General features: G+C 48.8%; 20 protein-coding genes. 16 read left to right on the forward strand and 4 right to left on the reverse strand.

Annotated elements, in window-relative coordinates; genetic code table 11:
- Positions 1–89: 89 nt before the first annotated feature.
- Together RQP50_RS18920 and RQP50_RS18925 are read right to left on the reverse strand one after the other, a co-directional pair.
- Entirely contained in the window at positions 90–1,175 is a 1,086-nt protein-coding gene (locus RQP50_RS18920) for a glycosyltransferase family 61 protein (protein ID WP_315746362.1), read from the reverse strand.
- Between the two features lie 215 nt (positions 1,176–1,390).
- Positions 1,391–2,011, reverse strand: coding sequence for a flavin reductase family protein (locus RQP50_RS18925; protein ID WP_315746363.1), 621 nt, complete (start codon positions 2,009–2,011; stop codon positions 1,391–1,393).
- A gap of 108 nt (positions 2,012–2,119) precedes the next feature.
- On the opposite strand from RQP50_RS18925, the gene RQP50_RS18930 reads away from it, so the two are divergent.
- The gene (locus RQP50_RS18930; RefSeq protein WP_072730582.1) at positions 2,120–2,830 is read left to right on the forward strand and encodes an ArsR/SmtB family transcription factor; all 711 of its coding nucleotides are present in this window, start codon (positions 2,120–2,122) and stop codon (positions 2,828–2,830) included.
- An 89-nt stretch (positions 2,831–2,919) separates the two neighbouring features.
- Here the strand turns inward: RQP50_RS18930 and RQP50_RS18935 are convergent, their stop codons facing one another.
- The gene (locus RQP50_RS18935) at positions 2,920–3,648 is read right to left on the reverse strand and encodes an SDR family oxidoreductase (RefSeq protein WP_268626381.1); all 729 of its coding nucleotides are present in this window, start codon (positions 3,646–3,648) and stop codon (positions 2,920–2,922) included.
- Positions 3,649–3,832: 184 nt separating this feature from the next.
- Here RQP50_RS18935 and RQP50_RS18940 point away from each other — a divergent pair, with 184 nt between their 5' ends.
- A complete protein-coding gene (locus RQP50_RS18940) occupies positions 3,833–4,198 on the forward strand; it encodes a winged helix-turn-helix transcriptional regulator (RefSeq protein ID WP_315746364.1) in 366 nt (121 codons plus the stop codon).
- Between the two features lie 253 nt (positions 4,199–4,451).
- Here RQP50_RS18940 and acnA read toward each other — a convergent pair whose 3' ends face one another.
- Positions 4,452–7,175 carry an aconitate hydratase AcnA gene (gene acnA, locus RQP50_RS18945; protein WP_021256108.1) on the reverse strand — a complete coding sequence of 908 codons (2,724 nt, stop codon included), beginning with the start codon at positions 7,173–7,175 and terminating at the stop codon, positions 4,452–4,454.
- A 414-nt stretch (positions 7,176–7,589) separates the two neighbouring features.
- On the opposite strand from acnA, the gene RQP50_RS18950 reads away from it, so the two are divergent.
- From RQP50_RS18950 to RQP50_RS19015, 14 genes are all read left to right on the forward strand, one after another.
- Complete coding sequence (locus RQP50_RS18950; RefSeq protein ID WP_072730579.1) at positions 7,590–8,597, forward strand: amidase domain-containing protein; 1,008 nt, start codon at positions 7,590–7,592, stop codon at positions 8,595–8,597.
- A 61-nt stretch (positions 8,598–8,658) separates the two neighbouring features.
- Complete coding sequence (locus RQP50_RS18955; protein WP_072730578.1) at positions 8,659–9,762, forward strand: D-alanine--D-alanine ligase; 1,104 nt, start codon at positions 8,659–8,661, stop codon at positions 9,760–9,762.
- Between the two features lie 244 nt (positions 9,763–10,006).
- A complete protein-coding gene (locus RQP50_RS18960) occupies positions 10,007–10,714 on the forward strand; it encodes a response regulator transcription factor (RefSeq protein WP_315746365.1) in 708 nt (235 codons plus the stop codon).
- Positions 10,711–12,207 carry a sensor histidine kinase gene (locus tag RQP50_RS18965; RefSeq protein ID WP_315746366.1) on the forward strand — a complete coding sequence of 499 codons (1,497 nt, stop codon included), beginning with the start codon at positions 10,711–10,713 and terminating at the stop codon, positions 12,205–12,207. Before RQP50_RS18960 ends, RQP50_RS18965 begins: the two co-directional genes overlap by 4 nt.
- Positions 12,208–12,209: 2 nt before the next feature.
- Positions 12,210–13,259 (forward strand): LolA family protein, encoded by a 1,050-nt coding sequence (locus RQP50_RS18970; protein WP_315746367.1) that lies wholly within the window; start codon positions 12,210–12,212, stop codon positions 13,257–13,259.
- Between the two features lie 27 nt (positions 13,260–13,286).
- On the forward strand, positions 13,287–13,766 hold the full coding sequence (locus RQP50_RS18975; protein WP_072730574.1) for a PH domain-containing protein: 480 nt from the start codon (positions 13,287–13,289) through the stop codon (positions 13,764–13,766).
- The gene (locus RQP50_RS18980) at positions 13,756–15,285 is read left to right on the forward strand and encodes a PH domain-containing protein (RefSeq protein WP_315746368.1); all 1,530 of its coding nucleotides are present in this window, start codon (positions 13,756–13,758) and stop codon (positions 15,283–15,285) included. The genes RQP50_RS18975 and RQP50_RS18980 overlap by 11 nt, the downstream gene beginning before the upstream one ends.
- A gap of 398 nt (positions 15,286–15,683) precedes the next feature.
- The gene (locus RQP50_RS18985; protein WP_315746369.1) at positions 15,684–17,903 is read left to right on the forward strand and encodes a hypothetical protein; all 2,220 of its coding nucleotides are present in this window, start codon (positions 15,684–15,686) and stop codon (positions 17,901–17,903) included.
- A 127-nt stretch (positions 17,904–18,030) separates the two neighbouring features.
- Complete coding sequence (locus RQP50_RS18990) at positions 18,031–19,224, forward strand: HEAT repeat domain-containing protein (RefSeq protein ID WP_021256099.1); 1,194 nt, start codon at positions 18,031–18,033, stop codon at positions 19,222–19,224.
- Positions 19,225–19,255: 31 nt separating this feature from the next.
- The gene (locus RQP50_RS18995; protein ID WP_315746439.1) at positions 19,256–20,644 is read left to right on the forward strand and encodes a glycosyltransferase family 2 protein; all 1,389 of its coding nucleotides are present in this window, start codon (positions 19,256–19,258) and stop codon (positions 20,642–20,644) included.
- A gap of 27 nt (positions 20,645–20,671) precedes the next feature.
- Complete coding sequence (locus RQP50_RS19000) at positions 20,672–21,478, forward strand: response regulator (protein ID WP_315746370.1); 807 nt, start codon at positions 20,672–20,674, stop codon at positions 21,476–21,478.
- A 45-nt stretch (positions 21,479–21,523) separates the two neighbouring features.
- Positions 21,524–22,891 carry a nucleotide sugar dehydrogenase gene (locus RQP50_RS19005; RefSeq protein ID WP_315746441.1) on the forward strand — a complete coding sequence of 456 codons (1,368 nt, stop codon included), beginning with the start codon at positions 21,524–21,526 and terminating at the stop codon, positions 22,889–22,891.
- A gap of 76 nt (positions 22,892–22,967) precedes the next feature.
- Positions 22,968–23,819: an SGNH/GDSL hydrolase family protein gene (locus RQP50_RS19010; protein WP_315746371.1), complete on the forward strand. Its 852-nt coding sequence runs from the start codon at positions 22,968–22,970 to the stop codon at positions 23,817–23,819.
- Positions 23,820–24,651: 832 nt separating this feature from the next.
- Entirely contained in the window at positions 24,652–25,125 is a 474-nt protein-coding gene (locus tag RQP50_RS19015; RefSeq protein WP_072730570.1) for a hypothetical protein, read from the forward strand.
- Positions 25,126–25,138: the final 13 nt, after the last annotated feature.

The following is a 25,138-nucleotide window of genomic DNA, read 5'->3' on the forward strand; positions in this document are numbered from 1 at the left end:
TTCACATTTGCATGTAACCGGAAGATACAGCCAGCAAACGGCGTGTCCTTGCATAGCCCTGTGCTAATCGCTACATATGGCAGGCACAACTAAATGCCTGCCATATGAAGGACGCGCTTCAGCTTGTCGATGTCGACGATCAGGTTATCAAAGCCAGCAAGTGGCTTTGGCGGCTGCTCGATATTACATAGAACCTCATAGTAATTCATACCTGCATAATTGCTAATTTTCCAAAAGTAACTATCCATAACTGTTAACGGCGTCAGTTCGATCAATGTAGAGCCTGGATTGCAGAACACGGTGTTAATGCTCCCGCTTCCGAACGGCGCAACGATAACTTGCGCTGACGAATAAATTGCAATCTTTTCGGCCGTGGACAGCGGTGTAAGCAAAATGCGGACGAAGCCCTTCTCGGCCAAAACTTGCATGACTTCTTCTTCATTAATGACGTGTCGAACGAACGCATCTTGGCGGCTAACGTAGATTCGCTCATAGCCAGGACGAGGAGCAATGGAAGCATTTTTCAGACGGGTGCGAATGTATTGACTGGCCCAGCTCGGACATCCGCCAATAAGGAATGGTACGGCCGGCACGACCAGCTTGTTGGCGACCAAATGGAAATCGTTACGGTCAACCTGTATTAACTTTTCCATCGGAAAGCCGAGCATTTGCAGCGATTCATATTGGAAAGAATGTGTCAGTTGGCCAACCAAATATTTGTCGATAGCGATTCCGCTCTGCTCCAGCAAATGAATGCGGGTCAAATAATCAAAAAACCAGTGCCCGAAAATAGCTTGGTGATATGCATAGCCGGGAATATTCCAGCCCCACATTAATGTGGCTACAGTTTCTGATGTATATTGCGGCTCAGGAAGCTCATTGAACGGGTAAGGATAAGGGGGGAGTTCTACGTCTTGAAGCCGGCGGTGGTCAGGCGTTACCACATGACCGCTCCCAGTGATGACCCTTCCCCCTGGTATAACGGCCACGAATGCTTCATCAAAGTGACATATAGATCCCCATCGAGGCGTGTCTACTCCTTTGGGAGGAGGAAGAATAATCGTTTCTGCCGGGTAAAGCACACGATACATTTCTTGAAACTGTTGAAGGTTAAGAGCGGCTCCGGCAGCCCAGTCTCGTGTTCGTTGATAAGTAAGATGCGGAAATACGTTCACTCTCGAGCCCTCCTTTTGCAGATTGCTTCAGTTGCAATATGAAACGAATAGTAGACTTTCTGAATAGAGTATGCAACAGAATAAGGGGCAGCAAGGGCAAGTCAGAAGGGGAAGATGCACATTTCACATATACATCCAGCTTGAAAGGAGAAGCACTGGCCGGAAAAGGGGAGTTCCTCGCCGGTACAGCAGCTTTTTTAGCTTTTTTCGATGCTCTATGTTTCTGCTCGGTACGTCTTGCCGAGCTCAGTGCCAAGTCCGAAGTAGTGGCGGAAGTTATAAATAAGCGGACTCCATTTCCGCGGATCAATATGGTTATCCCCGATGAGAATATCCTCATGGGCATGAACGTGAACGGCTTCCGTCTCGACAATCGCCATAAACGAAGTATGCTCGGGGATACGAATATGTCTCACCTGTGCTTCGATTTGAATAGGGCATTCTGCAATGCGGGTAGGCTGTACGGCAACTGACTCAGTCGGTGTCAGATCACCCGCTTCGTACTTGTTCTTATTATAAGAAAAACCTAACGGCAGTTTCCATTCTGGAACCTGCTGCTTTCCTGTGTAAGGCGCCAGCTTTTCGACATTTCCCCACAGCTCAGGGCTTGGCACATTGATGACGCATTCTTGATGACGCTGTAGATTTTCAAACGTTTTGCTTCCTAGTCCGATTCCAAGCACGATGCATTGCCCTAACGCCCAAGAGGAGGATAGGGGACTTATATTGACAGTTCCATCCTCATTTAAGGTGCTCAATAAAATAACGGGCGTTCCATAATAGAGGATTTTCGGTTGAATGTGTTTTGTTGCGATTTTTTGTTTGCTCGTCTCCATAGGTGCTGCCTCCTGTTATGTAGGTATTTATTCCTTCTGCCTCATTGTAATACGTAAATAATTCCATTATCATCGAAGTATGGATTACAAATTGGGGAGGGATATTGGATGTCCAGAAAATCGAATCCAAATGCAGCCGTAATTGCTTCGCTTGTCAGCGATTGTTCTCGTGCCTCTATGCTGACGGCTTTATTGGATGGCCGCTTCCACCCGGCTAGCGAGTTGGCTTCAATGGCGAACATCAAGCCGCAGACAGCTAGCTTTCACCTCTCCAAAATGATCGAGGCGGGCGTCATAATGATGGAGAAGCAGGGGCGCCACCGCTATTATGGCATTCGAGATCAAGAGGTAGCGCGTGTTATGGAAACCTTACTATCTATCGCGCCACCGGTTCCGATTCGCTCGTTGAAGCAGCATGCTGAAGATAAGAAGCTTCGCTTTGCACGCACCTGCTACGATCATTTGGCTGGATACGCTGGAGTTCAGGTGACAGAGTCGCTTATACGGATGGGCATGATGGAGGATGACGGAGAGGCTTTTCGAATTACGGAAAAGGGAGAGGCTTTTTTCGCAGAGTTACAAATTGATCTTACAGGAACGAAGAAAAAGCGTCGTGCCTATATCCTAAAATGTTTGGATTGGAGCGAGCGTCGCCACCATCTGGCAGGAGCACTAGGCAACGCGTTATTGGAAAGAATGCTGGAGCTGGGCTGGATGAAGCGGCTGCCGGATACAAGAGCCATTCATATAACGGAGATGGGTATAGCAGGCTTGAAAGAAACGTTCGAAATCGACCTAATGATCCTTGCGGAGTTGTAATGTGAACTGCTCTCCCTACAGAATGGACTTGATGAGGCAGCCAGTCCTGTGTGAAGAGCGTGTCATTGTCGTGATATGACTTGCTTTTGTTAACGTAGAAGGTAACCTCCATCAGGATACAGCGTGCTTCCTGTTGTATAGCCGTTCGTCATTAAGTAGATAACCGTATGCGCGGCTTCTTCGACGTCTCCTACCCTGCCGAGCAGGTTAAGGCGCGCAGATTGCTCATAGGCCTGCTCTCGTCTGGCCTGTTCTGCACCTTCCCAGTTGAAGGGGGTTCGAACTGTCCCCGGAGAGATGACATTTACGCGAATGGGTGCTAGTTCTACGGCTAAGGCTTTGCCAAGACTTTCGATAGCTCCATTGCAAGCGGCGTATGATGCGCCGTCGGCAAGGGGACGTTGACTGAATGCACCTGACATCAGCACGATGGAGCCGCTGCGGTTCAAGTACGGCAGCGCGTATTTAACCGCATGGTATTGCGGCCAGAACTTGGCGTCGAAGCAGCTGCGAGCTATTTCAAGCGTCGATGTAATCGGGCCGCGAACATACGAAGCCCCAGGCGTGAATAAATGATCAAATGGGCCAACCGTTTCGAAGAAGCGGTCGAGTTGAGCTTCATCGCGATTATCCAACGTATAAATCTCTGTCACATCTGTCCCCAATAGCTGACGGGCTTGCTCCAATTTATCTGCGGAACGGCTGGCAAGCACGATGGAAGCTCCTTGTTCAGTGGCTTGTTTGGCCGTCTCCAAGCCAATTCCTGAGCTCCCTCCAATAATGACAACACGTTGCTTGCGTAATGAAATCGTAGACATAGTTCCTGACTCCTCTCACTGGTGATTCGACGTTATTATGGAACAAGTAGAGAGGGATGCCAAGTAGACACTTTCATCGTACTTAGTACGAAAAATCGTACTTTTTGACAGGCTAAGGAATTGGAAGACAGAACAATTATTTAATAAGATAGGACAACATATCTCTTGCGAGGTGAACGGAGCGATGGATTTGCAGGAGCCGCGATTACTTGGCGTGCTGACGACGCTTGAGCGAATCGGGGGCAAGTGGAAGCCTCTTATTCTGTTTATTCTAGTAATCAAGGGCACCCAGCGATTTGGAGAATTGCGGCGGATCATTCCAGATGTCACCCAAGGCACGCTGGCCAAGCAGCTGCGGGAACTGGAACAAGATCAACTTATTGAGCGGATCGTCTATCCGGAGGTGCCGCCTCGGGTGGAATACCGTCTCTCGGAGCATGGCCAGTCCTTGGTTACGGTTCTCGATAGTATGTGCAGCTGGGGAAGAGAGCATTTGAAGTTCGTCCAAAGTCAACAGCTGGTCGAAGGAAGCGGCGATGGCCTGGGTTAAGATTGAGTGTGGGCAGAGACAGAGGCAGCAACGGTAACACTGACAGAGGAAATAACAGTAGCAGAGTCTGAGGATTCAGCTAGCCTTTTCTCGCCATACATTACGTCTCGTGAATTACAGGTACTTCTTTTTTCATACATGTATAAAAAAGTCCCCCTTATACCTTTATTAGAGGAACACATTAGGTGTCCAGCCAATATCGACGATAAGGGGGCTCTTCATGTTGACCATGTTGGGCCGTGATTAATTATAGTTACGCGTGCGAGCGCTCTTGCGCGATCATTTGGCGAAGAACCGTTTGCAGGATGCCGCCGTTATGGTAGTAGTCGACATCGACCATGCTGTCGAGACGAACTGTTACCGGGAATTCGAATTGCGTACCGTCTTCGCGAGTTGCCACAACTTGCAGAGATTGACCTGGCTCCACGTTGTTGGACAAGCCTACGATGCTGAATGTTTCCGTTCCAGTCAAGGCGAGAGTCTGCCAGCTGTTGCCGTCTTGGAATTGAAGCGGCAGAACGCCCATGCCGACCAGGTTGGAACGGTGGATACGTTCGAAGCTTTCGGCAATAACAGCTTTTGCGCCGAGCAGGTAAGTGCCCTTCGCAGCCCAGTCGCGGGAGCTTCCTGTACCGTATTCTTTACCAGCGATTACGATCAGGTTTGTACCGTCTGCTTGATACTTCATGGAAGCATCATAGATGGACATCACTTCATCCGTAGGCAAGTACTTCGTTACGCCGCCTTCTGTGCCTGGCGCGATTTGGTTGCGGATACGGATGTTTGCGAATGTACCGCGCATCATGACCTCATGGTTGCCGCGGCGGGAACCGTAGGAGTTGAAGTCCTGACGAGTTACGCCATTATCGATCAAGTATTGTCCAGCAGGGCTGTCGACCTTAATATTGCCGGCTGGCGAGATATGGTCAGTCGTTACGGAATCGCCGAGCAGCGCTAATACCTTCGCGTCGCGGATATCTGCAATATCGTTCAAATCAGAACCAAGGTTCGAGAAGAACGGGGGATTCTGAATGTACGTGGACTTCTCATCCCACTCGTACAACTCGCCTTCTGGAACCGGAATGGAGTTCCAGCGCTCGTTTTGAGTAAATACATTTTCGTATTTATCACGGAACATATCCGGTGTAATCGCTTGAGCAACAGCTTCCTTGATTTCTTCGGATGTTGGCCAGATGTCCTTCAAGAATACAGGTTCATTGTTGCTGTCGTAGCCAAGCGGCTCGTTCGCAAGGTCAATGTTGACTGTACCCGCAAGTGCATATGCCACAACCAGTGGAGGAGAAGCAAGATAGTTCGCCTTCACCTGAGCATGGACACGGCCTTCGAAGTTGCGGTTACCGGACAAGACAGCGGCAACGGTCATATCCTCATCTGCGATTGCCTTGCTTACTTCGTCAGGAAGCGGACCGGAGTTGCCGATACATGTTGCGCAGCCGTAGCCGGCAACATGGAAGCCGAGCGCTTCCAGCGGCTCGATCAAGCCGGATTTGTTCAAATATTCGGTAACGACCAGGGAACCAGGCGTCAAGCTGCTCTTCACGTAAGCAGGCTTCTTCAAGCCACGCTCTACCGCTTTCTTTGCAACTAGACCTGCACCGATCATTACGCTAGGATTGGACGTATTCGTACAGCTAGTGATAGCCGCGATTACGACAGCACCTGTCTTCAGCTGTGTTGTCTCACCGTTCGGATGAGTAACCGCAACTTGCTGTTCGATCTTCTCGTCGCTCAGACCATATCCACCCTTATCGATCGGCGTGCGCACGATATCAAGGAAGGATTGCTTCATGTTCGTCAGCTCTACACGGTCTTGCGGACGCTTCGGACCAGCCAAGCTTGGTACGATCGAGCCGAGATCCAATTCAATGACATCTGTGAATGCCGGATCTTCGGTAGCCTCCGTGCGGAATAAGCCTTGGGCTGTATAATAAGCCTTCACGAGCTCGATTTGCTCTTCGGAGCGGCCAGTCAAGCTCATGTAGTTCAATGTCTCTTGGTCAACTGGGAAGAAGCCGATTGTTGCTCCGTATTCTGGAGCCATGTTCGCTACAGTTGCGCGGTCAGCCAAGCTGATGTTCCCAAGGCCTGGACCGAAGAATTCAACGAACTTGCCGACTACGCCCTTCTTGCGCAGCATTTGGGTAACTGTCAGTGCAAGGTCAGTCGCCGTAGCGCCTTCCGCCAAGCTGCCTGTTAGCTTGAAGCCGATAACCTCTGGTGTAACGAAGTAGAGCGGCTGTCCGAGCATGCCTGCCTCTGCTTCAATACCGCCAACGCCCCAGCCTACAACGCCAAGACCATTGATCATCGTCGTATGCGAATCTGTACCAACGAGCGAGTCAGGATATACTTCAGTAACGCCGTCAACCTGCTTCGTAGCCGCTACGGAAGCGAGGTATTCCAAGTTCACTTGGTGAACGATACCTGTTGCAGGTGGTACCGCACGGAAGTTGTCGAACGCCGTTTGCGCCCAGCGAAGGAAGCGGTAGCGCTCTTCGTTGCGCTCAAATTCCACGTTCATGTTATATTCGAGTGCATCCTTAGTGCCGAATGCATCAACCATGACAGAGTGGTCAATAACGAGATCGACCGGAACAAGCGGATTAATTTGCTTCGGATCTCCACCGGCTTTTTTCACCGTATCCCGCATCGCTGCCAGATCGACAACAACGGGTACGCCTGTGAAGTCCTGAAGCACGATACGTGCTGGAATGAATGGAATCTCTTTATTCTCATCACGGCCATTCGCCCAATTGGCGATCTGGTTTACGTGATCCTTCGTAATGGCGCGGCCGTCGAATTGGCGCAGGGCTGCTTCAAGCAGCACCTTGATCGAAAATGGAAGGCGGGAAATATCGTTGCCTTGCGCCTCGAACGCTTCCAAGCTGTAGTAGCGATAGGAATGATTACCGACGGTTAACTCGCGTGCTGTAGAAAAAGCATCTGTTCTTGCCATAGAGAAACCTCCTTCTTGGTTCTGTGTTCATCTCTTGCTTGGTGATGCATCTGATTCACGTGTGCTGGCAGGTATGCAGGTAGTTAATTTTTTTCTATTAGTTCCACTAGATGAAACGTTATTTCATAATTGCTTCACATCTCCAGTATAGCGTGTTCCCGTATGAGCGTAAAGAGGTTTTTCTGCATAAAAATGCCTAAATGTACGTGCTTTTCGCACATATTTGTGATGTCTGGTCGTTTGTTCGATAAAGAGCAGATTCGTAGCCCTAAGCACACAATTGATAACCGTGCTTCCCAAGGCCATTCCACAGGACATGAGCGATGTGGATGACGCATATATATGGTAGCAATATTCCGCGGCTTTCAAGGACGGTTGTCCGCCGGAGGCGCGCCCGTACAAGGAGGCAGTAGCATGCGGCAAGATTGGAAAAATACGCTGTATCTCTATGTAGATCAGCACAATCGCTCAGAAGTGGATGATCGGAATTATGCGGTTCAGGCACCTATCGAGGATATGGAGTATGTTATGAAGGCCAGCGAGCGGGCCAGAAGATTGAAATTGTGGTATCGCGAACGCGGAACAACACCGCTTAAGAGCGAGACAAAGGCTAAAATCGTACGCAAGCATGAAGGCGATGGAGAAGTGGCTGTCGACGTAGAGTTCCACGTCCAGCGCGAGTATGACCAGCAGGGTGTGTCCTTGTTCGATGAGCGAATTGACATCGAGCGATTGACACTGAATCGAGACGGTGACAGCTGGATTATTACACGAGTAGAAACACCAGCCCATGAGCGTCATGGCAGCAAGCTGGATGACGAGAATCATGAGGCGCAGCATTATGCTGAGAGGCAGAACCGCTCGATGCCCCTATTGAATTATGATGTGCTAGGCATGAATATGCGGCCGCAGAAGTCTTCCCCCTATCGGCGGGAGAGAGCGGTACAATATGCAGAACAATGGTGGAACGAGCCTAATCCCCGTTTTCTGTCGTTTGAGGTCGATTGCACCAATTATGTCTCCCAATGTCTCTTTGCAGGGGGGGTGCCTATGAACTATACTGGTAGAAGAGAAACGGGCTGGTGGTATAAAGGAATGGTCAACGGTCAGGAGAGCTGGAGCTACAGCTGGGCGGTCGCGAACAGTCTAGAGCGCTTGCTTGCTAATAGCGCATCTAGCTTGCGAGCAGAGCTGGTTGCACAGCCAACTGATCTGCAGCTTGGCGACGTCATCGCCTATGATTGGGATGGAGATGGCCATTTCCAACACACGACGATCGTAACTGCATTTGATGCAAACGGCATGCCGCTCATTAATGCGCATACGACGAACAGCCGTCACCGTTATTGGGACTATCAGGATTCCTACGCGTGGACTGAGGCTACGCAATATCGCTTCTTCCATATTATTGATGCTCTGTAGAGGAGCAGCATGGACAGCGTAGGAGGGACAACAGGCGCTTGATGCGCTGACGGAGGGAATTATGGGACAACAGGAGAAGATGCGCGTCGGCTTGGTGTACGGCGGCAAATCAGGAGAACACGAAGTATCATTATCGACGGCATTTGCCGTGATGGGAGCAATGGATTACGAGAAGTATGATATTATTCCATTCTATATTACAAAGACAGGGGAATGGCGCGTAGGAGAATTGCGTCATCAACCATTTAGCGATAAATCAGAGCTGACATTAGAAGGCGCTGCCGGTTACACGAAGGACGCAATGGAAATGCTGTTCGCTCGAGTCGACAGCACCGGAAATGCTGGGGACAGCATCGATGTTATGTTCCCACTTATTCATGGAACGAACGGGGAAGACGGAACGATCCAAGGCTTGTTCGAAATGGCGAATGTGCCTTATGTCGGCGCAGGTGTATTGGCATCATCCGTAGGTATGGATAAGGCTGTCATGAAGCAGGTATTTGCGCATGCCGGCTTGCCGCAATGCAAATATGTTCACTTCATTCGCAGCGAATGGGAGCATCATCAAGCCGATGTGATGGCCAATATTGAATCAGAACTTGGCTACCCATGCTTCATTAAGCCAGCTAACTTGGGTTCGTCGGTAGGCATTTCGAAGGCGCGCAATGATGCCGAGTTGAAGCAGGCAATCGAGGTTGCGCTTCGCTATGACCGCAAGGTAATTGTAGAAGAGTTCGTAGACGCTCGCGAAGTAGAAGTCAGCGTGCTTGGCAATGACGAAGCAGAAGCATCCGTGCCAGGCGAAATTGTGTCTTCCGGTGAGTTCTATGATTACAAAGCAAAATATATCGATGGCAAATCGCAGATCGTTATCCCAGCTCCGCTGGACGAAGAGCTTCTGGATCGCCTGCGCGAGATGGCGGTACTTGCATTTCGAGCGATTGACGGCTCAGGCTTGTCTCGCGTCGACTTCTTCGTACGGCGTTCGGATATGCAGGTATTCATCAATGAAGTGAATACGATGCCCGGCTTTACGCCTTTTAGCATGTATCCGCTCATGTGGAAGGAAACAGGGATTGCCTACGGAGCGCTGCTGGATCGTTTGATTCAATTAGCGATGGAACGCTACAAAGTGAAGCAGCAGCTTTATTTTGAAAATGTATAAGCAGAAGGCGCTGCTTGAGTTATTGCAGGTTACGAACACGGAATTAGTGTAACCTAATTAATAAGAAGAAATAGAATGGGCTGTCTTGTGAGTAGAGCAACTACTTGCAGGGCAGGCCTATTTTTTATGTAATAACTAGGATGCATATGGTCTATCCAATTGCAGTCGCTTTTATAAAGAAAGTATGAAATCCAAAGGATGCAGCTTAGGGACAACTATAATTAGACAAGGAGCGAGGGACACCATGAGTACGAACATATTACTTGTCGAAGATGATAGAGAAATCGCGAGAATTATTAGAGATCATTTGCGTCGGGAAGGATACGAGGTCACCTGGTCTTCCACAGGACTGGAGGGGTGGGAGGACTTCCGCATTGGTACCTATGACATGGTTATCGTAGACTTGATGCTGCCGGAGATGGATGGGTTCACCTTGTGTAAAAATATCCGGCTGTCGAGCAACGTTCCGCTTCTTATAGTAAGTGCGCGGCTGGAGGATGAGGTCAAGGTACAGGGCTTGAAGCTCGGGGCGGATGATTACGTGACGAAGCCGTTCAGCTTGTCCGAGCTTACGGCTAGAATCGATTCGCATCTGCGAAGATTCAAGCGTTATACGGATGGGGCAGAAGCCTCAACGGACAGCTTGTCCTTCGAGGGTGGGCTCGCTATTGATGAGAAGCATCAACTTGCAAGCATGGGAGATCAGTCCATCACCCTAACAGCCAAGGAATGGGCACTTCTCGTACTTCTTGCTCATCACCCGCAGCGTGCGTTTACGAAGAAGGAGCTATATGAGCATGTATGGCAGCAGGCCGATGCGGAAGGCAACAACACGGTGTCTGTTCATATTAAGAGTCTGCGCATGAAGCTTGGAGATGACGTACGCAATCCCACTTATATACAGACGGTGTGGGGAACGGGCTATCGGTTCATTGGTGAGCGGCGCAGATGAAGATTACACATTGGCTGATGATCACTTGTCTTGTCGTTATGATCCTGCCGCTCGTGGCATTCGCTGCTTTGTTCGGGCTGCTGCAGTCCTATGATGAACGGGAAGGATTAGCCGAATATATGGATGTGATGGAGCGCCTAAGTGAAGTGGAGCAGGTTATAGCAGCGCCTTTGCTGTATCGCATCCAGCCGCAGGACAAGTTCCAGGCGGTCAGTCGAGTCGCTGACCACTCGCTCAAGATCACACTGTATCGGGCAGATGGCGTTCAAGTATTTACATCGATGGAGAACAAGATGCTTCCATCCATGTATCGTGTCAATCCAGAGCAATTGTACGAGAACCTGTACAAGCTGGAGCAAAGCCATGATACGTATACGTTGAAAAAGCCCGTGTTCGAGAAAGGAACACTTATTGGGTTCTATGAAGTCACGATGGTGCGCGAAAAATGGCTTAACGCCTTCCAATATAGGACGTATATCGTCATTGGTTGTGCCGTGCTGTTTTTTATTGCCCTATATGGCGCGGCGCTCTTTGTTATTCAGCGGAAGTTGAATCTTCCAATGAAGCAGTTGATGCGGCAGATGACTGCATTTGCACGCAATGAGCTTGTTCCTGATATTAGCCGCAGCTCCAAGGACGAGATGGGAACCCTGATTGCCCATTTTTACGACATGAGAGAGCAGGTTGGGCAGGCCAGAGCGCAAATTGCTGCGGAGCAGCAGGAGCGGGATTACATGGTCGCATCGTTGTCCCATGACCTGAAGACGCCGCTTACCTCCATTCGAGCATATGCGGAATCGTTGCAGCAAGATAAGCAAGTAACAGCGGATGAGAAGAAGGAATACTTCGGCATTATGCTTGATAAAATCGGCTACATGCAGCAGATGCTGGACGATCTGGCGACCTACACAGCACTTCGTTCTACGGAGAACGGGGATGGGCAAGAGCAAGTCCTCGTGGACGGGGAAGAACTGTTCGATATGCTGTTCTCGGGATATGATGCGGTTTGTGCGCAGCGAGGCATTCATCTCGACATTCGAAATGAGGTGGCCGGCGTCTATCCATTCCATGCGAAGCAGATGATGAGACTCGTGGATAATTTGATGGGGAATGCAATCCGGTATACGCCGTATGGGAAAACGATTTGGCTGGGGGCTTTTTCAGAGAATCAGCCGCTGCCGGAATGGTTGTTCCCGGCGTTTGTTGACCGTGTTCAGGCTTGGAGAGGGAATGCGCTAGTGCTGCTCGTTCAGAATGAAGGCGAAGAGATAGAGCCACAGCATATCAAGAAGCTGTTCCAACCCTTTTACCAGGCTGACCAGTCGAGGACGAAGTCTCGTACTGGCGGAGCATCAGGACTAGGACTTAGTATCGCAAATATGATCGCGGAGCGGCATGGCGGGAGCATCGGCGTATGGTCGGCTGCGGCGCATGGCACATTATTGGCCTGTCGATTTAGTTACGAACAAGGATCAGACAGAGAGGATGAATGAAGATGATGTTCCGATTTGCAGGCAGTCTATTACTAGCAAGCAGCTTGATCTTTACAGGCTGTACCAGTTCGGTGAAATTGAGCGGGGAACAACTCGTGAGTCAAGCGCTGGAAGCGGGTAAGAAGGAAGTCTCCTACTACGCGGAAGGTGTTACGATTTCTTATGAGGACGGCAAAGAAACTGAGCGTTATATCCTGAAGGAATGGTCGGATGCAGAGACGAAGAAGAAGCGGGAAGAAGTAATAAAGGACAATGAGCGAGCCATATCTGTGAGTGACGGCAAGCTGATTACGGTATGGGATGAGCATAATCGGCAAGCATTCAAAATGGACGTAGGTGACGGGATGCGGCCGATGACGCAGCGGGAGCAGTTGAAAAATATGCTGGAACATTTGAACAAATCGTATCGTATTGAATCGATGGGAGACGAAAAAGTCGGCGAACATCAAACGGTTCATATTAAGGCCTCATCCAAAAAGAAGGATGCCCTGCTGAAGCAAATGGAGTTATGGGTCGATCAATCTACTTGGATGGTGATAAAGAGCAAGATCGATAGCGGTGCGGTCAAATCCACTTTCGAATATACGAGGCTGGATATGGCGCCGAAGTTCACGGCAGATACGTTCCAGTTGGGCATACCGAAGGATATTCCGGTGCGTGACATCAATGAGCTGAACCCGGCGAAGCAGGTATCACTGGAGGAAGCGAAGAAAGCGGCGGGAGCTCCATTTCTACAAATAACGGATAAGGATTTTTCGTTGAAGAAGACAGAGTTGGCGCAGTTAGAGGGAGAGATGAAGCGTACGGAAATCTCTTTGGAGTATGACAAAAACGGTATATCTTATGTAAGTGTCAGTCTGTTCAAGACACCTGCTGACGCACAAAGAGATCTGGGCACGGCAGTAACGGTGCGCGGAAAATCAGGATGGTATTGGGACGAAATACACTCGCTTACTTGGGACGAGGATGGATTCCGTTACACGATGATTCCGTCGAACCCAGATGTTGCGCAAGAAGAACTAATCAAGATTGCAGAGGGCATGAGTAAATAAGTCCCGATGGTTGGAGGGGGATGTAGAATGGAGAGTAAGCTGGGGCAAAAGTTGCATCCTGACTATAGGAAGGCATCTCGCATTGCAGGCGTCATTGCACATGGCATTATGGCTGCAGTCATTATTGCCTATGTTATTATCGCTTCTGTACAAGGCTGGATACAGTACCCCGCTTGGATTGCATCAGGATTATGGGCGGTATCTTTCATTTGGTTCGTATGGATTGAACCGATACTAACTTATCGTTATTTTGCATTCGAAGTGTTTGAGGAAGAGCTGCACATTCAATCAGGAGTTATTTATTTGAAGCATACGATTGTACCTATGAATCGCGTACAGCATGTAGAGACAGAACGCGGGCCGCTGCTGCGCAAGTATGGGCTCTCGCAATTGTCAGTCGTAACTGCGGCGACGACTCATCGGATTCTGGCAGTCCAAGAGGAAGAAGCGGAGCGGCTAAAGGCCAAAATTGCAGAACTGGCGAAGGTGGATGACCATGAAGAATAAGGAGATGCGCCTTCATCCACTGCACATGGGATTTTCGATTCTGCAGGTAGCCAAGGCCATATGGCCTTTCCTTATTCTCTACGCATGGAAGGCTAAGGATCACTCGTGGATGCAGATTCTTTTTGCCGCCATTGTTGTCTATGCAATCGTAGATGCGGTGTTGGATTGGAGAAGGTTCACCTTCCGCTTCGAGGAAGATAAGCTCGTCATCAATAAAGGGATTTGGATTCGGGAAGAAAAAACAATCTTCTATCGGCGCATTCACTCGGTACGCTTGGAGCAGTCCTTCCTGCAGCGTGTAAGCCGGACAGCTCAGTTGAAGATTGAGACGCCTGGCGGAGAGGCGGATGGAGATGGCGTGCTGCCTACATTGTCGCTTGCACATGCGGAGGAATTGCGCACTATTTTAACGCAGCGCAAGCAGAGTACTCCGCAGATCGGCCTAGAGAGCGGCGATATACCTAAGACGGCAGGCGCTAATCATATGCTGCCTAGTAACAACGTCCATGCGACAGCAGGCGCGAATCAGAAGGATCAGGACAAACCGTCAGAGGAGGCGGGCTTGTCCGCACGGGACATAAGGCTGAAGGTAGGAACATTATTCCTATCCTCGGCGACAACGATCCATTTAGGCATGCTGCTTGCCTTCTATTTGGCGATTACGAACTTCGCAGATGACCTGCTGAAGCTGATTCTGCCAGATGGGCTGATGCAAAGACTAATGGATCAGATGATGTCCGCGATTCCAAGCCATCTGACTTATGTCGTGCTCGGAGTCGGCGGTCTCATACTTGCATGGCTCATCTCAACGCTGTTGTTCGTCGCGAAGTACTATCGATTTACAGCGGTGGTGCAGGGGGACGAGATTGTCATTTCCTACGGACTATTCGAGAAGAAGGTGAACGCCTTCAAACCAGGCCGAGTGCAGGAAATCATTGTGAAGGAGGGCATACTTCGTCAGCTGCTCGGGTACGCACAGGTGGAGGTCGGAGTGCTGTCAGCAGATAAGAAAGAATCCTTGCTGCTGCATCCGCTTATTCGGGTTCGGGATCTTCCGCATTTGTTAGCCCATTTTGTACCGCAGGTTGAATTGGCGAACGATGCTGTGCAGCATCGTCCGCCTGGTCGGGCCTGGTGGTACTATGTTCGTATGGAACTGCTGCTCTTCCTTATCGCTTACGGACTGCTCTATTGGTGGCAGGGGAATATGGCCCATTGGCTGTGGCTCCTAATGCCGATATTGCTCGGGATGGGGACACTGCGACTTAAGGACGCGGGAATTGGTATCCAGAATAAGCAGCTAATGATACGAAGCCGCGCGATCGCTAGAAAGTCCTGCTATATGTTGAGACCGCATATTGTCTCGCTTTCAACGAAAGACAGTTACTATCAGCGTCAGCGAAATATTCGCTCCCTACATGTTACGATTATGAGCGGACATTCCTATACTGCGACATGTTTCGACGACCGCGACGTCGCACATGTATGGCAATGGTACAGCCGTCACAAACCTGAATAACCAAACAGGAGGGGGGATCCTCCTGTTTTTTTATGTTCTGTAAAACTATGGTACAAAACGCTCAGGCGAAGGGTGACCATAGTCCGATAAATATACATTTTATTGGTAAAATGGTTACAAAAACGCAACTTTTTCGACGTGTTCGCGTCAAATGATGACAAATGATATCGATTTACAATTTCTCCAACCTAATCGTTCGCGTAATCAGAAAAGGAGTGATCAAATCGCTTTGCAGCAGGCTTTTTCTTTGCTTCAGCGCTGCAATAACCAGCAGAAAATGAGGGTCCTAGTTTTCAAAACGCGACTATCTAACCATGTTATTCCAGAAAAAAACTTGGTTAGATAGTATAAGAGGTTGCGGACAACACTCACAGAAAGGGTGAACAGGTCACATATCTATGAACCGTAGGAAAAAGCGAAATCTCGTTATAGGCATACTGATGCCGGTCATAATTATATTTGCAGGCGGATTGTATTGGATGCCGGAGTTGCTGTCTTCCAAGCCTGTCGCCTACGCTGGTGAGGATGGCATCAAGCTGAAGTTCAAGACGGAGGGCGACCGCATCCTAGAGTACAAAGAAGATGGCTTCGAGCCAATCTTTGTTAAAGGAGTCAATCTGGGCGCTACACTGCCTGGATACTTCCCAGGGGAGTTCCCGATACAAGAAGAAGATTATCTGCGTTGGTTCCAGCAGATACATGATATGGGCGCGAATGTGATCCGGGTGTACACCGTGCACAATCCGGTGTTTTACGAAGCGCTTGTGAAGTTTAACCGCGATAAAGCGGAGCGGCCGCTCTATTTTATTCAAGGCATATGGTCGCCTGAGGAAGAGCTGATCGAGTCGCAAGATGCTTACTTGCCCGAGATCAAAGAGAAGTTCAAGCACGAAATTGAGAAGGTTGTACGAGCGGTATACGGCGATATTACGCTACCAGATCAATCCGGTACAGCGAGAGGGAAGTATAGGACGAACGCCAGTGATTACTTGATGGCTTGGCATATCGGGACGGAATGGGACCCAGTGATGGTTGATAAGACAAACAAGAAGCATAGCAAGGTATCGGCTTACATAGGTTCCTTTTTCAACGCGACTGGGCAAGCAAGCCCATTTGAGAACTGGCTCGCCGAAATGCTTGATCACGCTGCCGCGGTGGAGAACGAATATGGGTGGCATCACCCGATGACGTTCACGAACTGGGTGACCACAGATGTGCTGAAGCACCCGGGAGAGCCACTATTCCAAGAAGATATGGTGAGCGTCGACGCAAGGAATATTCAGCCGAAGGCTTGGAGCGCGGGATATTTCGCTGCTTATCACGTCTATCCGTACTACCCGGACTTCTTCCACTTGGATACTTCGCTGCAGACGATTCGCGACAAGCAAGGGCAGTTCAATACGTACAAGGCGTATCTGCGCAAGCTGAAGGCGGAGTTCAAGGATATGCCGGTCATGATCACGGAATATGGCGTGCCATCTTCGATTGGCATCTCTCATCTGGGTATGGGGGGACGCAATCAAGGCGGTCATAATGAGCGTGAGCAAGGGCGTATCGATGCATCGCTCACACAGGACATTTACGATGAGCATTATGCAGGAGCAATTCTGTTCATGTGGCAGGATGAGTGGTTCAAGAAGACGTGGAATACGATGAAGATTGAAGTTCCTGCTGACCGCAGGCCGTATTGGCTCAATGTGTTAACGAACGAGAAAATGTTCGGGCTACTGGGCATGTACCCGAGCAAGGCGGATGCCATTGTTATCGATGGGGATTCCAAGGATTGGGATGCTATTCCAGACGATGAGAAAATGCTGCTGAAGTCAGATTTGCCGGGGGTTCGTGAGATGTGGATCACCCATGACGAGGGCTATGTCTATACGATGCTTAAGCTGGATAAGCCGTTCGATCCTGACAAGCAGACGCTATACATTGGGGCGAATACGCAAACAGGCGGCAATCGCACCATGAAGGAGCTTCCGGGTATTAAGCTGGACGAAGGGCTGGAGACACTTACGGTCATCGGCAAGGACAGTGAGGTTCGCATCGCTTCGAATTATGACTTCAACAACAGGCTGTATGGCCCATCCGGTTATTGGATGGTTGAACCGAAACCACAGGAGATGAAGGATAATTCGGGACTGTTCAATCCATGGAAGCTGGCAGTTAGTCTGAAGATGGAACCGCCGGATACAAGATCGGCTCATCCATTTCAAGATATTGTTGTAGGCAAGCTGCATCGAGGGACGAGCGACCCGAACAGCAAGTCATACAACTCGCTTGCGGCTTGGGAGGCGAAGGGCGACACCGTCGAAATTCGAATTCCGTGGATGCTGCTCGGTTTCGCAGATCCAAGTACGAAGCAAGTCATTTCATATGGCAGCGTGGAACGAAAGCGAGATCTGCCGACGATTGCAACAGAAGGGATACGATTCTTGCCTTGGGTTGTGGAACGAGGAGGTAATTCATCGACAGGTGCACAAACTCGTGCATATAAGAACTACTCCTTACACAATATCCAAGTATACACATGGAAACAGTGGGATAAAGTTGGCTATACAGAACGCTTGAAGCAAAGCTATTACGACATGAAGGAAGTGTTCCATCGTCTTCCATGACACATGCGGCCACCCATAGGTGGCATGCGACTTCCGAAAGCGGTTCGGCAAGTTCCTTGCTGATTGCAACATTGATAGGTGCTTGAAGAACTGCCACTTCTCATGGAACAAAGGAGGCACACGTTACATGTATACAAAGTTAGACCTTGCTGTGTCTTTCATCTACGTCTGTCTGGGCCTGATTGGCTTCGGCGTATTGATACTGCTCATCATGAAAGCCCGAAATATAAGGCTGATGCAGCAACGGGACGCGATCATGAAGAAATATAAACCTTATTTTATCTATTTGCAGCGTCATATCGGTGACGAGGGTTCCTTTCAGCCGCCGAAGGGGGCAGTTGCACAATTGGAGGCTAGGGTTATCCAAGACAAGCTGATCGAATGGATCGAGAAATTCCGTGGGACTCAGCGTGACAAGCTAACGAAGCTGTGCGAAGATATGGGGCTCGTTCAATTGGATATGAAGAATCTGAACAGCATGTTCTACGCGAAGCAGATGCAAGCGGCTTTCCGCTTGGGAGGAATGAGATCGTCCAGGGCGGTTCCGCAGCTGCTGGAACTGCTTAAGCAGGAGAAGTCGGCAGAGCTGATTCGAGTTATTGCCCGAGCTGTTGCGAAATGCGCGGACGATACGGCATCTCTGGGGGTAATGCTGGATGAGCTGGCGAGCCGTGAGCAGCACAATGAGCTGTTTGCTGCAGAGATATTGGAGGAATCAACGTTAGACGTGACACCACTTCTTGTTGGATGCTTAGCGGATAGCAATAATCGTCTGGTGAAGACAGCTCTGCTGGCGCTGCGCGGGCATGCTGGTGCAGAACTTACGCCTGCGTTGTTCAAGCTTGCTGACAACAAAGACAAGGATATACGCTCCTTAGCAATTAAGTTGCTAGTGCGCACGGGCAATGTGCTGACGAAGGAGACATTGTGCAGTTGGTTCAAGGATCCTGAATGGGAAGTGCGGGCGGCTGTTGCAGAGTCGCTCAGCACGTACAACCATACTGCCAGCATTGTCATCTTGAAGGAAGCATTGACGGATTCTAACTGGTGGGTTCGGTATTACAGCTCGAAGAGCTTGGCTACGATGGGGGATGAGGGCTTCCGCGCGCTGTGTGAAGCAGCACTTGAGAGAGATGATCCTTACAAGTCGGATATGGCCAAAGACCGTATTCAAGAGGAGCTTCTGCGCGAGCATTACAATACGAATCGGCGGAAACACGTGTCCAGCCAAGCAACGAAGCGGCTCTTATATGAGCAGTATTTCGGCAAGGCTGCGACAGCACCGATATTTCGAAGCGTAGGAGGCGATTATTCTGCTTAGAGACCTGCTTCTCATGTACGGCTTATTCGCCATGTACTATGTGATCGTCGTCAATAGTATTTACTTCGGCATCATGCTCTTCTCGTTCAAAAGCATTTTCTCGATTGTTCGCCGAAAACGTTACGCACTAAGCGGGACGATAGCGGGTTCAGAGCATGTCCCGCCGGTCTCGCTGTTGGTACCATCCTACAATGAAGAGCTGACGATTATCGAAAATGTAAAGTCATTAATGACGCTGAATTATCCAACCTATGAGGTTATCGTCATCAATGACGGCTCCAAGGATGAGACTTTGAACGTGTTGATCGACGAGTTCGCCCTATATCGCATGGATAACTTGTCCATTCGGTATGCCGTGAATTGTACCAAGATCAATGCTGTCTATCATAATCCAGAATATCCATTCCTCTATGTCATTGATAAGGCGAACGGGGGGAAGGCGGATTCCTTAAATGCAGGCATCAATTTCTCGCATTACCCGCTTATCTCGTCCATTGATGCGGATTCGCTACTGGAGAAGGATTCCTTAATTCAAATGACAACCATGTATATGTCCGATCCAGAGCGATATGTGGCGATCGGAGGCAATGTACGCATCGCTAACGGTTGTTCGATTGAGAATGGAACGGTGAAGGAAGTGCGCTTGCCGAAGAAATGGTGGCCGATGTTCCAAACGCTGGAGTACTTAAAGGCGTTCCTCGGCGGTCGAATCGGCTGGAGTGCGATTAATGGACTGATTATTGTGTCGGGGGCATTCGGGTTGTTCCGCAAGGACTATGTCATTAAGGTCGGTGGATATCGCGATGGCTATCCAGGCGAGGACATGAACATCATTATTAAACTTCATCGCTATATGCTGGAAAATAAACTGCCTTACAAAATTGCCTTCTGTCCGGAGGCAGTATGCTGGACGCAGGCGCCGGATACGTACCATATTCTGTCCAACCAGCGTAAGCGTTGGGGGCGAGGGAACTTGAAGAATATGATCGAGAACTACGATATGACGTTCCGTCCGAAGTACAAGGTGTTCGGTCTATTGTCACTGCCGTATACGATTATATTCGAAGCACTAAATCCTTATTTCAAAGTAACGGGATTGATGTCCTTAATCGGTTATGCGCTGTATGACATGACACATTGGGAAATTGTGCTGGTATTTATGCTCATTAACTTCTTATCGGGTTTATTGCTAGCTGTAGGCTCGCTTCTGCTGGAGGAGATTGCGTTCAAGCGCTATCCGCGCATTAGCGATCTCGTGCGAATGCTTGCATTCAGTGTGCTGATGTTCTTCGGTTATCGGCAGCTTGGCAGCCTATGGCGCATTCAAGGGCATATTCAATTTTTCCAGAACAACAATTCATGGGGAGCCATGACACGTCAGAGTTGGAGTGAAGAAGGAGAACAAACGAAAACCGCCTAAACGGCGCAGGGAAGGTGGAGACTGCACATGCTTCAAGTAATGGAACGAAATGCAGAGTTCGAATTTGTACCGACTTTCAAGCAAACGGTGAATCATCTGGTGATGAGTTATCCCGGACATAGCGTAGGCATTATCTTTATCCATGCGGAGCCGCTTGGTCGAACGTGGGAGGATGAGCTCAGGTCAACGCTGGAGAGAGAGCAAATTCCATTTGAGCTGATGAATGCCGCAGCTCAGAATGTAATTGCCGTTATGCTGCCGCGAGCAACCCTGGACCAGACGCACTATTACGCACTCATGCTGAAGAGTATGGTGGAAGAGCGATTGGCAGGGATGCCAATCGTATGTGCGGTTGCTGCAGTGGCGGATTCGCAGGAGGCAGAGGATATTATTCTCGGTCGTTGGAACGACTGGCCGGCTGCAGATTCCTCCCATATTCGGGTTCTCCATGATCACCTTCAGCTCGAAGGAGCGAAGCGCATCCTAGTCGTGGATCACGATTCTAGCGTAAGAGAGTTCCTGAGTATTTGGCTAACTTCGCAGGGGTATGAGGTGCACGAAGCGGAAGATGCCTTGACTGCGCTGGACGTCATTCATAAAGGACAATTCGATTTAATCTTAACGGAGCTGAATTTATATGGGATTAATGGTCTGCCGTTCATTTCGCAAATTCAGAAGATGAATTTGGAGAAGCAGCCGAAGATCGTGATTCTGTCCGAGCAACGGGTAGGAAAAACGATAGATTACTGCTTCGAGCAGGGCGTTAGCGACTATATTACGAAGCCATTCTCGCCGGTAGAACTTGATGAACGGCTTAGCCGCTGTTTGTCATAACTATACACAATTAACTAGTGGATGGAAGGGTGAACAACTGTGAACATGTATGCTGCCAATTTAGAACATGCAATCGAACACAAAACTTCTGTAATCGGAGTCATCGGGTTAGGCTATGTCGGTCTGCCGCTTGCCATTGAGATGTGCAAGCAGGGCTTTCAGGTCGTCGGAATTGATGTTGATTCACGCAAGATCGAGAGTATCCATAACGGACATTCCTATATTAAGGATATCAGCGATGAGACGTTGACGCAGTGCATGAACACAGGCCGGTTGTTCGTGACGACTGACTTCAGTCATATTCAATTGCTTAATGCGGTCAGCATTTGCGTGCCGACTCCACTTAGCGAGAATCAAGATCCAGATACATCCTACATTACGCGTGTTGTGGAACAAATTAAGAAATATATGCGGAAGGGCCTGTTGATTACGCTCGAGAGTACAACGTATCCAGGCACGACAGAAGAGCTGATTCAACATGAAATTGAAGCCTCCTTGGGTTACCGAGCAGGAGAGGACTTCTTCCTCTGCTTCTCACCGGAGCGCGTGGATCCGTCCAATCCGAAGTTCAATACATTCAACACACCGAAGGTCATTGGCGGGACGACACCAACTTGCCTCAAGCTGGGAGCAGCACTGTACGACAATATCGTAGAGAGCGTCGTTCCCGTCACTTCGACGAAGGTAGCAGAGATGTCGAAGCTGTTGGAAAATACGTTCCGCAGTGTCAACATCGCCTTCATTAATGAGATGGCGATGATGTGCGACCGGATGTGCATCGATATCTGGGAGGTCATCGATGCTGCAGCGACGAAGCCGTTCGGATTCATGCCTTTCTATCCGGGACCAGGTATCGGCGGCCACTGCATTCCGCTTGACCCCATGTACCTGTCTTGGAAAGCGAAGGGGTATCGTTTCTATAGCAAGTTTATCGATATCGCACAAGCTACCAATGCCAATATGCCATACCATGTCATGGAGAAGACATCACGAATTTTGAATCAAAGCTCTAAGTCGATTAAAAACTCGAAAATATTGATTCTGGGTATGGCCTACAAGCCGAACATCGACGATTTGCGAGAATCCCCGGGTCTTGAAATCTATGAGCTGTTTAAGGCGAGCGGTGCTCAGATCGATTATTATGATCCGCATGCGACACACTTCAAGAACAAGGCTGGCAAGACGGTGCATACGATCGATTATGATTTGCCGGCGTTCCAGACATATGACTGCATGGTGCTGATTACGAACCATCAATCGTTCGATTACGAACAGCTCGCGGATTTGAATATCCCGATATTGGATACGCGCAATGCATTCAAGGGCATTCATCGCCCGAACATTCACAAGCTCGGTTATACCGAACAAGAAAGCATACGAGATGTAGAAGTAGAAGAGGCGGTTCTTGTCTAAATCGGGTACGAATCCCATGCGTCCTCGGGATAGTAGGATAGGGAGATTTCTACGATTCTCTCGAGGTTCACGGGGGGTGTTAATTACGCTACTGCTATGCTGCTGTGTCGCAGTCCTATTCTCGCTTCGATCTGCGGATACGGATCGGACAAAGGCAACATGGTTGTGGGATACGGAATGGATTCGCGATTCGGGGGAGGATATCGTCTCGTTCTGCCGGACGAATGGAGTGAATCTCGTCTATTTGCAGATAAGTGACAGAGTAGAGCAGACTACCTACCGTGAATTTATTCGGAAGGCGCACGAAGCCGGGATTGACGTTCATGCCTTGAACGGTGCGCCGGAATGGGCGAAGGAACGGCACGAGGAGGAAGGAAAGTCATTCATCCGGTGGGTGAGTGATTATAATCAGCAGGCCGCAGAAGGCGAGCGATTTGCCGGTGTTCATCTGGATGTAGAGCCTTATTTATTGCCGGAATGGAAGCAGGATGAAGCGAGCCTCGTCCACAGCTGGCTCGACAACATGGAGAGCTGGCTGGAGGAAGGGAAGGAGGCTGGCCTGTATATGGCTGCGGATGTTCCCTTCTGGCTGCCGCGTCTGGATATGCCGACTGGGAACGGCAAGGTGAGCAGCTGGATGCTGGAGCGATTCGACTCCTTGACGATTATGGCATATCGGGACAACTCGGATTCGATCTATGAATCGTCCAAGAAGCTGCTCTCGCAGGCGGACGAGCTTGGCAAGCCGATTGTCATTGGTCTTGAACTGGGCAAGACCAATGAAGGAGGCTACTTGTCCTTCCACGGCAAGTCGCTGGACTACTTCGAGGATCATCTGCGCGATGTGAAGGAGCTTGGTGCAAGCCATTCCTCCTTCGCAGGAGCAGCGGTTCATCACTTGCGCGTGTGGTATGACCGCATGAATTAAAGGGTCGAGTTCGGGTTCGCATTGCTTCCCGAACTCGGCCCTTTTGTTTTAACGCTGGGGCACATTTTACTCAGGTTGAATCATACTTTCAATCTAGAGAATGGGGCTGAATGTTATGTCATAAGGTAAAATCAAGAGGAGCGAGTGATTAGGAGACAATACTCTTTTTAATTATTATTATACTGATTAATGGAACCACCGCTGGAGATGAAGCCTCTCAAGAAGGCAAAGCATTATTGCTTTCCAAGGTAGACGAACTAATGGAACTGTATAAGTTGAAGTGGTCTGCTATCCTTCAATCATTGAAATCCCCGCTGATACATTAAATTTATAGCATAATATCGATTTGGCTGCTTAAATATCCTAAGTGTACTAAGAGTGTATCTTCGTATCCTCCAATTATGAACAAGCAAGGGCTGTCCTAAAGAAGTCCGCCGATGATGTTATTTTCTCTTTTGCAAGCACAGCATAACGAAACAAATGAAAGTAATCGGGAATACATGGATCAAGTGGACAACAATGAAACGAAAAGGTTGAGTCTGAGGGGGGATGTAACCTTAACTCAACCTTTTTTCCAATCTAACAGTTAACTCATAGGTAGTAAAAACTACGTATGAGACAGTCTCCTATGTGCGAAATATGTAGAAGAGGTTCAGTGAGAACTAGTAAATCGGATATGTTTCCAATAAACTACAATAAAATACATAGACATGCATAAAAACCGATGATATACTTTTGATATTCCAAAAACAGGGTTATAAATTGTTTTAATTTGTATTTAGGATCAATGTCAAATGTATAAAAAATTTGGGTGAGCAGAGGGGGAGATGATTTGGAAAACGTTGAAAGCAAAGGGGATTATCGAAAATTCTTAAAAGAACCGACGTCTTTTCGTTTAGATCTTGGTGACTATATCCCTAACATACAGATTGAGAACGTAAATCGAGTATTTTTGTACGATCTTATTAAATCGAATTACTTAATTGCTGTATTTTTATCAACAACCTGTTCTTCATGTGAACAAGCGTTGGAGGGAATGCAAACGTTTTGTGCTAAAAATCCTGAAATAAATATCGCTGCTTTTATTCACACTGAACCTACTCTATTTGAGATGTTAAAAAAATATGTGAATAACTTGTTTCCATTGTTCTATATGGACAAGGAGGTAATGAAATTTGAACTCCAAGTGAAAAGCTTTCCGTTAGGATTAACAATAAACGGGAAAGGTCAAGTTTTAGAATCAGGACCAGTTGGAGCAGAATTTTCTTTTGAAAGATTAAAAACCCCTTTAAGAAAGTTGTTATAAAAAAATGATCAGA

The organism is Paenibacillus suaedae (assembly GCF_032337355.1).
Lineage (GTDB): Bacteria > Bacillota > Bacilli > Paenibacillales > Paenibacillaceae > Paenibacillus_B > Paenibacillus_B suaedae.

Excerpts from the sequence above, each read along its gene's own strand:
- RQP50_RS18985 (WP_315746369.1), top strand. The coding sequence starts at position 15,684 with ATGAACCGTAGGAAAAAGCGAAATCTCGTTATAGGCATACTGATGCCG.
- RQP50_RS18955 (WP_072730578.1), top strand. The coding sequence starts at position 8,659 with ATGGGACAACAGGAGAAGATGCGCGTCGGCTTGGTGTACGGCGGCAAA.
- RQP50_RS18960 (WP_315746365.1), top strand. The coding sequence starts at position 10,007 with ATGAGTACGAACATATTACTTGTCGAAGATGATAGAGAAATCGCGAGA.
- RQP50_RS18940 (WP_315746364.1), top strand. The coding sequence starts at position 3,833 with ATGGATTTGCAGGAGCCGCGATTACTTGGCGTGCTGACGACGCTTGAG.
- RQP50_RS18930 (WP_072730582.1), top strand. The coding sequence starts at position 2,120 with ATGTCCAGAAAATCGAATCCAAATGCAGCCGTAATTGCTTCGCTTGTC.
- RQP50_RS19000 (WP_315746370.1), top strand. The coding sequence starts at position 20,672 with ATGCTTCAAGTAATGGAACGAAATGCAGAGTTCGAATTTGTACCGACT.
- RQP50_RS18980 (WP_315746368.1), top strand. The coding sequence starts at position 13,756 with ATGAAGAATAAGGAGATGCGCCTTCATCCACTGCACATGGGATTTTCG.
- RQP50_RS18975 (WP_072730574.1), top strand. The coding sequence starts at position 13,287 with ATGGAGAGTAAGCTGGGGCAAAAGTTGCATCCTGACTATAGGAAGGCA.
- RQP50_RS18990 (WP_021256099.1), top strand. The coding sequence starts at position 18,031 with ATGTATACAAAGTTAGACCTTGCTGTGTCTTTCATCTACGTCTGTCTG.
- RQP50_RS18965 (WP_315746366.1), top strand. The coding sequence starts at position 10,711 with ATGAAGATTACACATTGGCTGATGATCACTTGTCTTGTCGTTATGATC.
- acnA (WP_021256108.1), bottom strand. The coding sequence starts at position 7,175 with ATGGCAAGAACAGATGCTTTTTCTACAGCACGCGAGTTAACCGTCGGT.
- RQP50_RS18935 (WP_268626381.1), bottom strand. The coding sequence starts at position 3,648 with ATGTCTACGATTTCATTACGCAAGCAACGTGTTGTCATTATTGGAGGG.
- RQP50_RS18950 (WP_072730579.1), top strand. The coding sequence starts at position 7,590 with ATGCGGCAAGATTGGAAAAATACGCTGTATCTCTATGTAGATCAGCAC.
- RQP50_RS19005 (WP_315746441.1), top strand. The coding sequence starts at position 21,524 with ATGTATGCTGCCAATTTAGAACATGCAATCGAACACAAAACTTCTGTA.
- RQP50_RS18995 (WP_315746439.1), top strand. The coding sequence starts at position 19,256 with ATGTACTATGTGATCGTCGTCAATAGTATTTACTTCGGCATCATGCTC.
- RQP50_RS18925 (WP_315746363.1), bottom strand. The coding sequence starts at position 2,011 with ATGGAGACGAGCAAACAAAAAATCGCAACAAAACACATTCAACCGAAA.
- RQP50_RS18970 (WP_315746367.1), top strand. The coding sequence starts at position 12,210 with ATGATGTTCCGATTTGCAGGCAGTCTATTACTAGCAAGCAGCTTGATC.